The following is a 14,490-nucleotide window of genomic DNA, read 5'->3' as shown; positions in this document are numbered from 1 at the left end:
CTGCGGATCAACGCCGGTTGCAGGCAAGGTGCCCCGATCATATCCTTCAAATCCCTGCATGGCCCGGCTGCGAAACCGTCTTTACCGGTTACCCTTCGCTAACTTTGTTTCGCTATGTCGCCCGGGTGAGCAAGACCCCCGCCAAACCCTCGACCGCGCGCGACCTGCCGGTCATGGCCCTTCTCGGCCTGTGCGACCCTCCCGAGGGCGACTGGGATCATTTCCGCGCGATCCAATATACCGGACTGGCCCGCTATGCCATTTTGCGCGTGGTCACCAATCTCGTCCTTGGCCTGATGGTCTGCCAGCTGTTCAGCGGTTTCGTGCCGCTCTGGCAGCTGGCTGGATGGATGGGCATGCTGGGCGCCTCGTTGTATTTTCCCACCGTGCTTTACCGCCACAGCGGCATGGTCAATCACGATCATGTCGCCCGCCGTTTCGTGCTTCAGCTGGTCGCTGCAACTAGCCTGATCGCCTTTGTCTGGTGCGTGCCGATCCTGGTATTCGCACCGATGGCGACCCAGATGGAACTCGCTGCGGTCTGGACAATCCTGGCCGCGCTGGTGGTCGGCGGCACGCTGCTGCTTAACGCGCTGCCGCTCGGTGCCTTCGTGTTCAACCTGGTGCTGATGGGAGCATCGGTGATCGCCTTCTGGCAGGGCGAGAATATCGTCACGGTCGGGGCGATTGTCTGCTTCTCGATCCTGCTCGCACTGTCGGGCTTCGAGAATGCGCGCGCCTATCTGATGTTCAAATTCTCCGAGCAGGGCCTTGCCGAAAAGGACGAGGTGGTCAGCCTGTTGCTGCGCGAATTCGAGGAAGGCGATGCCGACTGGCTGTGGCAGATCGACGCCGGGCGCCGGATCGTCGCCGCCAGCCCGCGCTTTGCCTTTGCCGCCGGCCGCGAGGCGAGCGAGATCGAGGGCATGCCGCTGACCCAGCTGATCGCCGGCAAGCATTGGGAGAGCGGCAATCTTGCCCCCAGCCTGCATATCCTGTCGGACAAGCTGACAAAGCGCGAAAGCTTCTCGAACCTCGTCGTCAAGGTGCACGGCGAGGAGAAGACCTATTGGTGGGAACTGTCAGCCTCGCCGCGCTATGACGACAACGGCACGTTCATGGGTTTCCGCGGGGTCGGCTCGGACGTCACCGAAAGTCGCGAAAGCGCTGAGAAGATCGCGCGCCTCGCCCGGTTCGACGCGCTGACCGGCCTGCCCAATCGCCTCCAGCTCACTGAGGCGCTCGATCGTGCGCTCAAGGAATGCGAACAGTGGAATTGCCGCTGCGGCTTCCTGATGATCGATCTCGACCGGTTCAAGTCGGTCAACGATACGCTCGGCCATCTGGTCGGCGACCGGCTGCTTGCGCAGGTGTCGCTGCGGCTGCGCTCGCTGATGGGCAAGGACGAGCTGTGCGGCCGTCTGGGCGGTGACGAGTTCGCGGTCGTGATGCGCGATACCGGTGACGGGCAGCGCATTTCGGACCTTGCGGGCCGCATCATCGACGTGCTGTCGCGGCCCTATGAGGTGGACCAGCACACGCTGTTCATCGGCGCGAGCGTCGGCTCTGCCACCGGCACGCGCGACGGCCGCACGGTCGAGACGCTGATGCGCAGCGCCGATCTGGCGCTCTATCGGTCCAAGGACGAGGGCGGCGGCCGTCACAATGTGTACGAGCCCAAGCTGCACAGCCATGCCGAAGAACGCCGCGTCATGGAGATTGCGCTGCGCAAGGCGCTCGAAAAGGACGAGTTCTCGCTAGCCTATCAGCCGGTGGTCGATGCCGCCAGCGAATCCCTGGTCGCGTTCGAGGCGCTGATCCGCTGGACCAATCCGGAATTCGGCCAGGTCTCGCCGGCGCGCTTCATCCCGCTGGCCGAAGACGCCCGGCTGGTGGTGCCGATCGGCAACTGGGTGCTGCACCGCGCCTGTCGCGAGGCGGTGACCTGGCCGGCCAATGTCCGCGTCGCGGTCAATGTCTCGGCCGAACAGCTGTATGAGCCGGACTTTGTCGAAACCGTGGTCGAGGCGCTGTCGGAAACCGGTCTGGCGCCGCAGCGGCTGGAGCTCGAGGTGACCGAAAGCGTGTTTCTGCGCGAAGGCAGCCGTGCGGGCGAGACGCTGGACCAGATCCTCGCGCTCGGGGTCGGCCTGTCGCTCGACGATTTCGGCACCGGCTATTCGGCGCTCGGTTATCTCAGCAAGACCCGCTTTTCGACGATCAAGGTCGATCGCAGCTTTGTCCAGGGCGCGGCGAGGGGCGCGCAGGAAAGCATCGCGATCATCCGCGCAGTGGTGGCGATGGCGGAAAGCCTGGGCATGTCGACCACCGCCGAGGGCGCGGAAACCGAACACGAGGTGCAGGTCATCCGCGAGCTCGGCTGCAAGAAGATCCAGGGCTATTTCTACGGTCGCCCGATGACCGCCGACGATGTGCAGAGCCTGTTCGGCGGGCAGCAGACCGCGATGTTCGGCTGATCAGGCGCGTTCGAGCACCCCGCGGGCGAGGCCTTCGAACAGCCGCGCACCATCGGTATTGCCGTGCTGCGCCTCGACCACCCGCTCTGGGTGCGGCATCATTCCGAGGACGTTACCCTTCGCATTGAGCACGCCAGCAATGTCGCGCGCCGAGCCGTTTACCGGTTCGGCATAGCGGAACGCGACCTGGCCTTCGCCCTCGATCCGGTCGAGCGTCGCCTCGTCGGCAAAATAGTTGCCGTCATGGTGCGCGACCGGGATGCGGATCGTCTCGCCCGCCTGATACAGGCTGGTGAAGCGGCTTTCGGCATTCTCGACCGTCAGGCCGACCGTGCGGCAGACGAAGCGGATGCCGGCATTGCGCATCAGCGCGCCGGGCAGCAGCCCGGCTTCGGTCAGGATCTGGAAGCCGTTGCAGATGCCGAGCACTGCAACCCCGCGTTCTGCCGCCTCGACCACCGCGCCGATCACCGGCGAGCGTGCCGCCATCGCGCCCGAGCGCAGATAGTCGCCATAGGAAAAGCCACCGGGCACGCCGATCAGGTCGAGCCCTTCCGGCAGCGACTGCTCGCCATGCCACAGCCGGATCGGCGCGTGACCCGTCACCCGCTCGATCGCGACGGCGAGATCGCGGTCGCAGTTCGATCCGGGGAAGGTGATGACCGCCGACTTCATGCGACCTTCTCGACCCGATAGTTCTCGATCACCATGTTGGCGAGCAGCTTGCGGCACATCGCGTCGATATCCTCGTCGCTGGTGCTGTCGGCCAGGGTCAGCTCGATCAGCCGACCGGCGCGGACATCCTCGACACCGCCAAAGCCCAGGCCTTCGAGCGCGTGATGAATCGCGCGGCCCTGGGGATCGAGCACGCCGTCTTTCAGGGTCACATGGATGCGGGCCTTCATCGGCGTCCTCCTGGCTGGGTTTCTGGCCTGCCCTATAGCGTCCGTCGGCAAAGGGGCAAGGGGGTGCATCGCGGCAGACATGGTTCGCGCCAGGCGGTGGCTGCGTTAACCTATCCTAACAAAGCCCTGTCAATCGCTACGGCATAGCGTTTGTTGAGCAAATATGCGGGGGGAAACCATGGCAGGTCTGGCTCTGGCGATGTTCATCGGACTGTTCGGCTTCGGCCACGAGCTGCTGGGCTGGAGCGACCCGGGCGGGCGCATCCAGCTCGCGCTGTTCATGTCGTTCATCTTCGGCATCATCAGCGGATACCGCACCCGCAGCTGAAACTATTGCGGCGCGGCGTTGGCGGCGACGGGCGACTGGCGCGCGGCCAGCGCGGTTCCCGTCCCTGCGCCCTCATAGAGCGATTGGACCAGCAGCGCGCGGTCGGGCGACAGATAGGTGCGCGCCATGGCGAGCAGTTCGTCTGCGCTCACCGTGCCGAAGGCGGTGCCGCCGCTGCGGAACCGGTCGAGCTTGGCGGGCTTGCTCTGCGCCGAGTCGACGACACCCAGCCACGCGGTGTTGCTCTTCACGCTGTTGGCGATGTTCTCCAGGATCGGGGTGCGCGCGCGCGCCAGCTCGTCGGCCGCGATCGGCGAGGGTGTCGAGGGCGATCCCGCCAGCGGGGCAGGGGCGGAAAGCTCAGCGGCGATATGGCGCACCGCCTCCGACACCTTCTCGACATCGGCCGACGCGACATTGGTGCTGATCTGGATATACCCATAACCGGGATAGATGGACGAGGTGAACGAGCGCGCTGCGGGCGAATAGCTGGCGCCCAGCTGCTCGCGGATCTGGTCGGTCACCTTAATCTGCAGCAGCTCGGCGAGCAGGCGCAGCCGCACGTCCTCGCGATAATCGCGATCATCGGTGGTCGGCCAGTAGAATTCGACGATCGCCTGATCGGCTTCGCCCTTGTGGTGCAGCACGCGCGGGCTGCGGTTTGCGGTGAACTGGCGGGTACGGGCTTGGTCATAGTCCCGGAATTCGGCCTCGCGCTCGGGCAGTGCGCCGAAGGTCGCGGCAACCGCGGCGATCGCCTGCTCCTCGTCGAAATCGCCGACCAGCCCGATCTCGATCGCACCCTTTTCCAGCCGGTCGCCGATCGCGGCCTTGAGGTCGTCAAAGGTGAGCTTTTCGAACACCGCCTTGTCGGCCAGCGAAAAGCGCGGATCGTTGTCCGACAGGATCGCGCCGATCTGGCTGCCGATCGCGCCTTCGGGTGTCGCGTTCAGCCGCGCATAGAAATTGGGCAGGTAGCTGCGATACTGGTTGATCGCCTCGCTGCGGTAGCCGGGATGGGTGGTGAACGCGGTGAGCACCTGCATCTGCAGCTTGAGGTCATCGGGCGTGGTCGCGAGATAACCGCCGAAATAATCCTCGCCCGAGCCGAAATTCAGCGACACCGCACGGCCCGCAAAGATCGAGTAAAGATCATCGAGGCTGTGCGCCTCCAGCCCGCCGCGGACGAAGATGTTCATCAGGCTGGTCGCTTCGGGATTGTCGCGCGAGGCGAGCAGATCGCCGCCATCAATGCGCAGCGAGACCAGCACGCGGTTCCTGTCGAAATCGGTCTTCTTGAGGTTCAGCCGCACGTTGTTGGCAAAGCGGATGGTGCGGATGCCGAGATCCTCGATTCGACTGTCCGCAACGACCGTGCCGGGATTGCCGAAATCCTGATAGGCAAAGGCTTGCGCATCGCGCGCCTGGGGCCTGGCCACCTTCGTCTTCTGCGCCTGGACGAAGGCGAGGCGCACCCCGTCCGCGCCGCCTGCCGGTTCGACCTTGGTGGCCAGGTGGATCAACGGCTTGTCGAGCGTGCCGAAATCCTCGCGAAAGGCCTTGAGCAGCATCTTCGGCGTCAGCGCATCGCGCAGCGCGGTAAAGCGCTCGAGCTGGCTCTCGGGCGTGGTGACGATCATCCCGTCCTTGGCCATGCCCATGATCTGGTCGGCGAGCTGGTCGTTGCTGCGCGTATCCTGCCCGCGGACCGCGTTTTCATAGCCGGTGGTGAAATTGGCGAGCTGTTCGGCGAGTTCCGCCTTGGTGAAGCCATAGCGCAGCGCCGCGCGCAGCTCGCGCTCGGCGGCTTCCAGCCCGCGCTGCCATTCGCCATCGCGCGTCGCGACATTGAGCACCGACTGGTTGGCGATCCTGTACACGTCCGACCGCCCGACCGAGGCGCCGACGAACGGCGCATTTTCCTGCCGCGCGATCCGACCCAGCCTGCGCCCGACGATGTTGTAGGCCAGCGCGCGGGTGAGCTTGGCGCGGCGGGTCGCCTTGCTGTCGGGTTCCTCGACATAGGGCGAGAAGCGCAGCACGGTGGCCACCTCGTCGATCGCGGGATGGGTGAAGATGTTCGCCTTGTCGGTGCGCGCGGTATCGATCGTGCCCAGTGGCACATCGGGCGCCTCGCCGTGCTTTGCCTCCCAGTTGCCGAAGCTCGCCAGGATCTTCGCTTCGATCTCGGCAACATCGACATCGCCGACCACCACCAGCGTGCTACGCCCGGGCGTATAATAGCGCTCGTAGAAGCTGCGGAAGCGCTCGGCTGGCGCGGTCTCGATCACCGACTTGTCGCCGATTGGCGAGCGCGTGGCGATGCGGGTGCCGGGCACGGTGAATTCGAACAAAGATTCGCGGTTGCGCTGCGCGTAATTGGCGCGGGTCCGCAGTTCGGAGAGGATCACCCCGCGCTCGCGATCGATCGCCTTGGGATCGAAACGGATCTCGCTCGCGGTCTCGCGCAGCAGATAGAGCGCGGTGTCGACCGTCTCCGCCTTCACATTGGGCAGGTCGAGCAGATAGCCGGTCTGGTCGTAACTGGTGAACGCATTGGTATCCGCGCCGAACTCGAGCCCCAGCCGCTCGAGAATCTTGACCATTTCGCCTTCGGGCACGTTGGTGGTGCCGTTGAACGCCATATGCTCGATGAAATGGGCAAGGCCGCGCTCGTCCTCGTTCTCCGCCGTCGATCCCACATCGATCAGCAGCCGCATCACGGCGGTACCGGGCGGGGTGGCGTTCTTGCGGATGGCATAGCGCATGCCGTTGGGCAGCACGCCCAGGCGCACGGCGGGATCGGGCGTCAGATCGCTGGCGGCATAGCCCCAGGCGGCAGCGATCGCAGCCTCTTCGCGGACCGGCAGGGGGGTGGCGGCAGTGCTGCCGTCAGGGGCGGTAGGCTGGGCGGACTGGGCGAGGAGAGGGGCCGGTAACAGCGCAAGCGCGGCAGCGGCCATGCCAGCCAGCGCCGATTTCATCACGGGTCCTGGGAGCTTTCCGCCTCGATCCATCTCCACCCACTTTTGCTGTTGTGTGGCGGAAATGTTGCACGGGGTCAGACCCCGCGCAAGATGACGGACGCGTCAAGCTTTCGAGGGCAAAACCGGCGGGTTACTTGCCCTTGCGGCGGCGGTGGCTGTCGAGATCGAGCACCTCGTTGTCGCCGCCTTCATTGAGCAGGCCCAGACGGCGCGCGACCTCCTGATAGGCCTCGACCTCGCCGCCCAGATCGCGGCGGAACCGGTCCTTGTCGAGCTTCTCGCCGGTCTCGATGTCCCACAGGCGGCAGCCATCGGGGCTGATCTCGTCGGCCAGGATGATGCGCGAGAAATCGCCGTCGAACTGACGTCCGAATTCGAGCTTGAAGTCGATCAGGCGGATGCCGATCGCCGCGAACATGCCGCACATGAAATCGTTGATGCGAATCGCCATCGACGAGATGTCCTGCATCTCTTCCTGGCTCGCCCAGCCGAAGCAGGCGATATGCTCTTCGGCGACCAGCGGATCGCCCAGGCTGTCGTCCTTGTAGCAATATTCGATCAGCGTGTGCGGCAGCGGCTGGCCTTCCTCCAGGCCCAGACGCTTGCAGATCGATCCGGCCGCGACATTGCGCACGACCACCTCGATCGGCACGATCTCGACCTGGCGCACCAGCTGCTCGCGCATGTTCAGGCGGCGGATGAAATGCGTGGGGATGCCGATATGCGCCAGCCGCGTGAACACATATTCGCTGATGCGGTTGTTGATCACGCCCTTGCCGTTGATCGTGCCCTTTTTCTGGGCGTTGAACGCGGTGGCATCGTCCTTGAAATACTGGATCAGCGTGCCGGGCTCGGGACCTTCATAGAGGATCTTGGCCTTGCCTTCGTAAATCTGGCGGCGGCGGGTCATGGCACGTATCTCCGATAGAAAGCAGGACGCCCCGGTGCGGCAACCAATGCACGCAGGGCCGGGGCGTCTCTCAGCGCCCCTATAGCGACTTGGGTGCGCGGGCGCAATTGCGCTGTCCGGGCGCGCATGTTTACTGTCAGGAAACCGGACAGGGGGATGATCATCGCACCGATCCGCACGTGCCGAAGGAGAGGCCGATGAACGTCAAGATCGATCACAAGCAGCAGGTGGCGATCGTCACCATCAACCGGCCGGAACGGCGCAATGCGGTCGATGCGGCAACGGCAAAGGCCCTGTTCGAGGCGTTCGAGCGCATCGATGCCGACGATAGCGTCCATGTCGCGATCCTGCATGGCGCAGGCGGCCATTTCTGCGCAGGTGCGGACCTCAAGGCACTGAGCGAGGGCGACAAGCGCCCGGTCACCGATAGCGGCATGGCGCCGATGGGACCGACGCGGATGCAGCTGACCAAGCCCGTGATCGCCGCAATCGAGGGCTTTGCCGTCGCGGGCGGCATGGAGATTGCCCTGTGGTGCGACATGCGGGTGATGGCGGAAACCGCGAGGATGGGCGTCTTCTGCCGCCGCTTCGGGGTGCCGCTGGTCGATATGGGCACGATCCGCCTGCCGCGGCTGATCGGCCATGCGCGCGCGATGGACCTGATGCTGACCGGGCGCGAGGTCGGCGCGGCAGAGGCGCAGGAAATGGGGCTCACCAACCGCGTCACCCGGCACGGCGGCGCGCTCGAACTCGCGGTCGAGCTTGCCAGCCAGATCGCGGCCTTCCCGCAGCAATGCCTGCGCAATGATCGCGCCAGCGCGATCGCGCAATGGTCGCTATCCGAGGCCGAGGCGATCGCGCTCGAGGCCAGGCTGGGGCGTGAGACGATCGCCAGCGGCGAGACGCTGACCGGCGCGGCGAGCTTTGCCGGGGGCAAGGGGCGGCACGGCGCGTTCTGATTGCCCGGCACAGCGGCGTTTTCGCGATAAATTTTCCCCAGAAAACCGGGCTGGCCCTCTCGCCTTGGCGCGTTGGCGCTGCTAGGCGCAACGCATGGCAGACGAGGCGAGCGCCGGTTCCGGCGACGACATTCCCGAAATCGAGAACACCTCGTTCGACCGCGCGCTGTCGGACCGTTATCTCGTCTATGCGCTCTCGACGATCACCGCGCGCTCGCTGCCCGATCTGCGCGATGGCCTGAAGCCGGTCCACCGCCGCCTGCTGTGGGCGATGCGGCAGCTGAAGCTCGATCCGGCGAGTGGCTACAAGAAGAGCGCGCGTGTCGTCGGCGATGTCATCGGCAAATATCACCCGCATGGCGATGCCTCGGTCTACGATGCGATGGTCCGCCTGGCGCAGGATTTCGTGCTGCGCTATCCGCTGGTCGACGGGCAGGGCAATTTCGGCAATATCGATGGCGATAACGCCGCCGCCTATCGCTATACCGAAGCGCGGCTGACGCGCACCGCGATCGAGCTGATGGCGGGGCTGGACGAAGGCACGGTCGCCTTCAAGCCCACCTATAATGGCGAGGAGGAAGAGCCCGAGGTCTTCCCGGGCCTGTTCCCCAATCTGCTCGCCAATGGCGCCAGCGGCATCGCGGTGGGCATGGCGACCTCGATCCCGTCACACAACGTCCTCGAGATCATCGATGCGGCGATGCTGCTGATCAAGAAGCCCGAAGCGACGCATGAAGACATCATGACGGTGTTTTTGGGCCCGGATTTCGCGACCGGCGGGGTGCTGGTCGACAGCGCGGAGAGCATTTCCCAGGCTTATCGCACCGGGCGCGGCGCGTTCCGCCTGCGCGCGCGTTACTCGACCGGCAGGGATGCCGAGGGCAACTGGGAGCCGACCGGCATCGAGAAGCTGCCCGGCGGCACCTGGCAGCTGATCATCAGCGAAATTCCCTATCAGGTGCAGAAGGGCAAGCTGATCGAGCAGATCGCGACGCTGATCGCGGAGAAGAAGCTGCCGATCCTCGCCGATGTCCGCGATGAATCGGACGAGACCATCCGCCTCGTCATCGAGCCCAAGAGCCGCAATGTCGATGTCGATATACTCAAGGACAGCCTCTACCGGCTGACCGATCTCGAAATCCGCTTTCCGCTCAACCTCAACGTGCTCGACGAGACACGCACGCCCGGGGTTATGGGCATCAAGCCGCTGCTCGAATCCTGGCTGCGCCACCAGATCCTGATCCTGGTCAACCGCAGCCGCCACCGGCTGGACAAGATCGCGGCGCGGCTCGAACTGCTGCGCGGCTATATCATCGCCTATCTCAACCTCGACCGCGTGATCGAGATCATCCGCACCGAGGACGAGCCCAAGCCGGTGATGATGGCCGAGTTCGAGCTGACCGACCGCCAGGCCGAGGCGATCCTGAACATGCGGCTGCGGTCCTTGCGCAAGCTCGAGGAAATGGAGCTCAGGCGCGAACATGATGCACTGATCGCCGAACAGGCCGAGCTCGAGGAACTGCTCGCCGATCCCAAGCTGCAGAAGCAGCGCCTGACCAAGAATTTGAAGGCCCTGCGCGCGCTCTATTCGGGCAATACCGAACTGGGCCGGCTGGGTGCGCGCCGCACCAAGATCGAGGAAGCGGCGCCCGCGCGCGAAATTCCGCTCGAGGCGATGATCGAGCGCGAGCCGGTGACCGTGATCATGTCGCGGCGCGGCTGGATCAAGGCGATGAAGGGCCATGCGGACCTCAGCGCGGCGGAGCTCACCAAGTTCAAGGAAGGCGACGGCCCCGGCTTTGCCTTCCACGCGCAATCCACCGACAAGCTGCTGTTCGCGCTCGACAATGGCCGCTTCTATACGCTGGGTGCGGAAAAGCTTCCCGGCGCGCGCGGTTTCGGCGAGCCGGTCCGCGGCATGCTCGACATGGAGAACGAGGCGCAGATCGTGGCGCTGCTGCCTTATGATCCACAGGGCAAGCTGCTGCTCGCCGCATCGAACGGGCGCGGCTTCCTGGCCGAGATGGCGGAGCTGATCGCCGAAACGCGCAAGGGCCGGCAGGTGGTGAACCTCAAGGCCGGCGTGAAGCTGATGGTGATTCGCCCCGTTCCGCCGAGCGCCGATCATGTCGCGGTGGTCGGCGAGAACCGCAAGCTGGTCGTCTTCCCGATCGCCGAGCTGCCGGTGATGGCGCGCGGCCAGGGCGTGCAGCTGCAACGCTATCGCGACGGATCGCTGTCCGACGCTACGACCTTCCGGCTCGAAGAAGGCCTCAGCTGGACCATGGGCGGCGATAGCGGGCGCGTACGCACCGAAAAGGACATGGGGCTGTGGCGCGTGGCGCGAGGCGCGGCGGGAAGACTTCCGCCGAATGGATTTCCCCGCAGCAACAAGTTCGATGGCTGATTTCGATTGCACGAACAGCTTTCGACCATTCTTTAAGTGAATTTTACATCTTTCCCGGTTAGCTGATGCTAACCATGGTAAGTCCAACCCCATCATCGAAAGCGCGCGGCAAGGGCGTTCCGGATCGTTCCGGCGCGTTCGGCAGTGCGCGCGCGCATCCGATGGTGGCCGCCGCGCTCGATCCGCTGCCGATTCCCGCTGCGGTCGTCATGCGCGCGGGCGAGGATCTGGAGCTGATGGCGGCCAATCCCGCGTTCGTGGAGCGCGAACTGGCGCCGGGCAATCCGAACGGGCTCGACCTGCGTCTGCTTGCCGAGCTGGTCTCCGTCGCCCATCGCAACGACAGTGGCAAGGCGGTCAAGCCCTGGACTTCGCACGATCCGGTCAAGCCGCGTCGCTATGACGTTACCGTGGCGCGCATGGACCTGCGCGGCATGGAATGGCCGCATTTCCTGGTCAGCCTGATCGACCGCACCAGCGAGATCGAGACGCATGACAGCTTCCGCCGCGAAACGATGCGCGACAGCCTTACGGGCCTCCCCAATCGCGCCGGTTTCGAGGATGAGGTCGAGAGCCGGCTGGCCGAGGCGCCGACCGGGGGGCGCGGCAATCTGGGTGCGTTCGCGATCTTCACGCTGGATATCGCGCGGTTCAGTCAAATCAACGAATGCGCCGGCAGCATCGTTGGCGACGAACTGATCATCACCGTCGCGCGGCGCCTGATGGGGCGTATGCGCAAGACCGATATCGTGGCGCGGATCGGCGGCAATGAATTTGCCCTGTTCGTGCCGCTGCGCAGCACCAACGAGCGCGAACTGATGCGGATCACCAACCGCATTCGCTCCGTATTTGCCGACCCCTATCGATTGTCCGATCTCGAAATCCAGATCGATGGCGCGATCGGCATCGCGCTGAGCAAGCAGGGTCAGGCGGATTGCGCCAATTACATCCGCCAGGCACAGATCGCGCTCAAGCGCGCCAAGCAGACCCGCCAGGCGGAAATCTACACCCCCGAGGAGCTCGACAAGGCGCGCCGTCGCTTCACGCTGGAAACCGAGTTGCGCAAGGCGATCGAGCTCGACCGGCTGGAACTCTATTTCCAGCCGCTGATCGATCTCAGCAATGGTTTCGTCACCGGGTTCGAGGCGCTGGCACGGTGGAAGGACCCCGATTACGGAATGATCTCGCCCGCCGAGTTCATTCCCGTCGCCGAGGAATGCGGCCTGATCCTGCCGCTCGGTCGCTGGGCGCTCGACCGCGCCTGCCAGGTGCTGAACGAATGGGACAAGAAGGCGGGCGAGGAGCTGCCGCTGAAGATCAGCGTCAACGTGTCTGCGGCGCAGTTCGCGCGTGACGATATCCCGAACATGGTCTCCGGCATCCTGCGCGCCAACAAGACCCGGCCCGATCGGATCATGCTCGAGCTCACCGAATCGGTGGTGGTGAGCGATCCCGCGCGCGCCGCCAAGGTAATGAACGCGCTGCGTGCGCTCGACGTGTCGCTGGCGATGGACGATTTCGGCACCGGCTATTCGAACCTCGCCTATCTGCAGCAGCTACCGATCGATGTGCTCAAGATCGACCGCAGCTTCGTGACGCACATGCTGCAGGAGCGCGACAAGGTGGCGATCGTCCGCGCGATCCTGTCGCTCGCCTCGGCGCTCAACATGGAAACGACCGCCGAAGGGATCGAGACGCTGGAAATCGCGCACACGCTCGCGGCGCTCGGCTGCTCCTACGGCCAGGGCTATTTCTACTCGCCCCCGGTTCCCGCAAGCCGTGCCTATGATTTCATGATGGAACGGATGGGCTGATCAGCCCGAGGCGGCGACTTCGGCTGCAATCTCGGCAAGCCGCGCATCCTCTGGAAAATCCTCGAAAATCCAGCGGCGCCTGATCTCGCCCAGAGCCTTGGCGACTTGCGGTCCTGCCTGGATGCCGAGCGCGATGATGTCGCGGCCGCCCAGCGGAAAAACCGGCACCTGCCAATCCTGCAGGCTCTGCCACCCGGTCGCCAGCATAGCATCGGGCGCGCGCAGCAGCAGCCAGGGGGCGACCAGCTCCTCGGGCTGGACACCTGCCGCGACCTGGCGTGCCGTGCCACTGGCGGGCCAAGGCGTAGCGAAGCGCGCCAGAGCCAGCCGCTGCGCCTTGGACAGGCGCAGCCGCGCCGCCACCGCATCGGCGAGCAGCGGCTCGGTGGGCAGCAGCGCCGCGAGCCGCAGCAGCGCATTGCGCTCGGCTCCCAGCGCGTATTCGCGCGCCAGCAATTCGGCCAGCCGGTCGAGACCATTCTCTGCCATTTCGGGCAGCACGACCTTCCAGATCCCGCCATCGGCCATCAGCCGTGCCGATGCCAGCGGGTCCGCCGCGCCCAGCAGCAACAGCAGTTCGCGCGCGATCCGTTCGCGCGACAGCGCTTTCAGCCGATCGGCATGCAGCGCACAGGCCGCCACGGCCTCGCCATCGACCGCACCTCCGAACCGGGCGTGAAAGCGGAAATAGCGCAGGATCCGCAGGTGATCCTCGAGGATGCGCTCGCCTGCATCGCCGATAAAGCGCACCAGCCCCGCGTCCAGGTCCTCAAGCCCGGTGAAATAGTCGGTCACCTCGAGCGTCGCGGGATCGACGAACAGCGCGTTGATCGTGAAATCGCGCCGCGCGGCGTCCTCGCGCCAGTCATCGGTAAACGCGACCTCGGCATGGCGGCCGTCGGTGGTGACATCACGGCGCAGCGTGGTGATCTCGACCGGGCCGCGCGGCAGCACGGCGGTCACCGTGCCATGCGCAAGGCCCGTCGGCACCGTGCGGATGCCTGCCGCCTCCAGCCGTGCGATCACGTCTTCGGGCAGCAGCCTGGTGGCAATGTCGATATCGGTCGCCTCGATGCCCAGCAGCGCATCGCGCACCGCGCCGCCGACATAGCGGCACCGATCACCCTCGGCATCAAGCACGGCAAGCATCGCGCGCAGGTCCTCGCGCCGGGTCCATTCAGTATCGATCCGCGTCACGCCAGCACGCCTTCCAGCCGCCGCGACAGATTGGCGATGATCCCCGCCGTCACCCCCCAGATGCGCCTTTGCCCCCACATGATCTCGACATATTGGCGCTGCGCGCCTTTCCAGAAGGTTGAATGCCGCGCGTGATTGGCAGGATCGAGCACGAAATCGAGCGGCACCTCGAACCAGTCGGCGACCTCGCCGGGATTGGGCGAGTAGCTGAGATCGGGCGGGATGACGCCCAGCACCGGGGTGATCGCAAAGCCGCTGCCGCTGCGATAGACATCGCCGGTGCCGATCACGCGGACATTTCCCGGCGATAGGCCCAGTTCCTCGTCAGCCTCGCGCAGCGCGGCAGCGATGGCGTCCTCGTCCTCCGGGTCGATCTTGCCGCCGGGAAAGGCGACCTGACCGGGATGGCTGCGCAGATAATCGGGCCGCTGGGTCAGGATGACGCCCGGCTGCGGGCGGTCGGTGATCGCAATCAGCACGGCGGCGGGAATGTGCACACCCCGGTC

Annotated in this window: 11 protein-coding genes; 5 read left to right on the top strand and 6 right to left on the bottom strand. The window is 65.3% G+C overall.

Going from position 1 to position 14,490, the window contains the following annotated elements:
• Positions 1 to 125 precede the first annotated feature (125 nt).
• The gene (locus AX735_RS13065) at positions 126 to 2,477 is read left to right on the top strand and encodes a putative bifunctional diguanylate cyclase/phosphodiesterase (RefSeq protein WP_446471814.1); all 2,352 of its coding nucleotides are present in this window, start codon (positions 126 to 128) and stop codon (positions 2,475 to 2,477) included.
• On the opposite strand, the gene purQ is transcribed toward AX735_RS13065, so the two are convergent.
• Positions 2,478 to 3,152, bottom strand: a complete 675-nt coding sequence (purQ, locus tag AX735_RS13060; RefSeq protein WP_066280890.1) for a phosphoribosylformylglycinamidine synthase subunit PurQ — start codon at positions 3,150 to 3,152, stop codon at positions 2,478 to 2,480.
• Entirely contained in the window at positions 3,149 to 3,382 is a 234-nt protein-coding gene (gene purS, locus AX735_RS13055; RefSeq protein ID WP_066280885.1) for a phosphoribosylformylglycinamidine synthase subunit PurS, read from the bottom strand. Before purS ends, purQ begins: the two co-directional genes overlap by 4 nt.
• A 178-nt stretch (positions 3,383 to 3,560) precedes the next feature.
• On the opposite strand from purS, the gene AX735_RS25880 reads away from it, so the two are divergent.
• A complete protein-coding gene (locus AX735_RS25880) occupies positions 3,561 to 3,710 on the top strand; it encodes a hypothetical protein (RefSeq protein ID WP_023836388.1) in 150 nt (49 codons plus the stop codon).
• Positions 3,711 to 3,712: 2 nt separating this feature from the next.
• Here AX735_RS25880 and AX735_RS13050 read toward each other — a convergent pair whose 3' ends face one another.
• Together AX735_RS13050 and purC are read right to left on the bottom strand one after the other, a co-directional pair.
• Positions 3,713 to 6,694 carry a M16 family metallopeptidase gene (locus AX735_RS13050; RefSeq protein ID WP_066280883.1) on the bottom strand — a complete coding sequence of 994 codons (2,982 nt, stop codon included), beginning with the start codon at positions 6,692 to 6,694 and terminating at the stop codon, positions 3,713 to 3,715.
• 133 nt (positions 6,695 to 6,827) lie between these two features.
• Entirely contained in the window at positions 6,828 to 7,607 is a 780-nt protein-coding gene (gene purC / locus AX735_RS13045) for a phosphoribosylaminoimidazolesuccinocarboxamide synthase (protein WP_023836390.1), read from the bottom strand.
• A 197-nt stretch (positions 7,608 to 7,804) separates the two neighbouring features.
• Here purC and AX735_RS13040 point away from each other — a divergent pair, with 197 nt between their 5' ends.
• The 3 genes from AX735_RS13040 to AX735_RS13030 all read left to right on the top strand — a co-directional run bounded on the left by AX735_RS13040 (position 7,805) and on the right by AX735_RS13030 (position 12,787).
• Positions 7,805 to 8,566, top strand: a complete 762-nt coding sequence (locus AX735_RS13040) for a crotonase/enoyl-CoA hydratase family protein (protein WP_066280872.1) — start codon at positions 7,805 to 7,807, stop codon at positions 8,564 to 8,566.
• Between the two features lie 94 nt (positions 8,567 to 8,660).
• The gene (gene parC / locus AX735_RS13035) at positions 8,661 to 10,973 is read left to right on the top strand and encodes a DNA topoisomerase IV subunit A (RefSeq protein ID WP_066280870.1); all 2,313 of its coding nucleotides are present in this window, start codon (positions 8,661 to 8,663) and stop codon (positions 10,971 to 10,973) included.
• 74 nt (positions 10,974 to 11,047) lie between these two features.
• Positions 11,048 to 12,787 (top strand): putative bifunctional diguanylate cyclase/phosphodiesterase, encoded by a 1,740-nt coding sequence (locus tag AX735_RS13030; RefSeq protein ID WP_171007713.1) that lies wholly within the window; start codon positions 11,048 to 11,050, stop codon positions 12,785 to 12,787.
• Here AX735_RS13030 and AX735_RS13025 read toward each other — a convergent pair whose 3' ends face one another.
• Complete coding sequence (locus AX735_RS13025; RefSeq protein ID WP_066280867.1) at positions 12,788 to 13,984, bottom strand: CCA tRNA nucleotidyltransferase; 1,197 nt, start codon at positions 13,982 to 13,984, stop codon at positions 12,788 to 12,790.
• Positions 13,981 to 14,490 (bottom strand): CoA pyrophosphatase (locus AX735_RS13020; protein ID WP_066280863.1); only part of this gene is annotated, 510 nt, incomplete at its 5' end. The genes AX735_RS13025 and AX735_RS13020, both read right to left, overlap by 4 nt.

It is taken from the genome of Blastomonas sp. CCH1-A6 (assembly GCF_001556365.1).
GTDB lineage: Bacteria > Pseudomonadota > Alphaproteobacteria > Sphingomonadales > Sphingomonadaceae > Blastomonas > Blastomonas ursincola.
This window is presented reverse-complemented; position numbering and strand designations above follow the sequence as displayed.

Excerpts from the sequence above, each read along its gene's own strand:
- AX735_RS13040 (WP_066280872.1), top strand. The coding sequence starts at position 7,805 with ATGAACGTCAAGATCGATCACAAGCAGCAGGTGGCGATCGTCACCATC.
- purC (WP_023836390.1), bottom strand. The coding sequence starts at position 7,607 with ATGACCCGCCGCCGCCAGATTTACGAAGGCAAGGCCAAGATCCTCTAT.
- purS (WP_066280885.1), bottom strand. The coding sequence starts at position 3,382 with ATGAAGGCCCGCATCCATGTGACCCTGAAAGACGGCGTGCTCGATCCC.
- parC (WP_066280870.1), top strand. The coding sequence starts at position 8,661 with ATGGCAGACGAGGCGAGCGCCGGTTCCGGCGACGACATTCCCGAAATC.
- purQ (WP_066280890.1), bottom strand. The coding sequence starts at position 3,152 with ATGAAGTCGGCGGTCATCACCTTCCCCGGATCGAACTGCGACCGCGAT.
- AX735_RS13050 (WP_066280883.1), bottom strand. The coding sequence starts at position 6,694 with ATGAAATCGGCGCTGGCTGGCATGGCCGCTGCCGCGCTTGCGCTGTTA.
- AX735_RS25880 (WP_023836388.1), top strand. The coding sequence starts at position 3,561 with ATGGCAGGTCTGGCTCTGGCGATGTTCATCGGACTGTTCGGCTTCGGC.
- AX735_RS13030 (WP_171007713.1), top strand. The coding sequence starts at position 11,048 with ATGGTAAGTCCAACCCCATCATCGAAAGCGCGCGGCAAGGGCGTTCCG.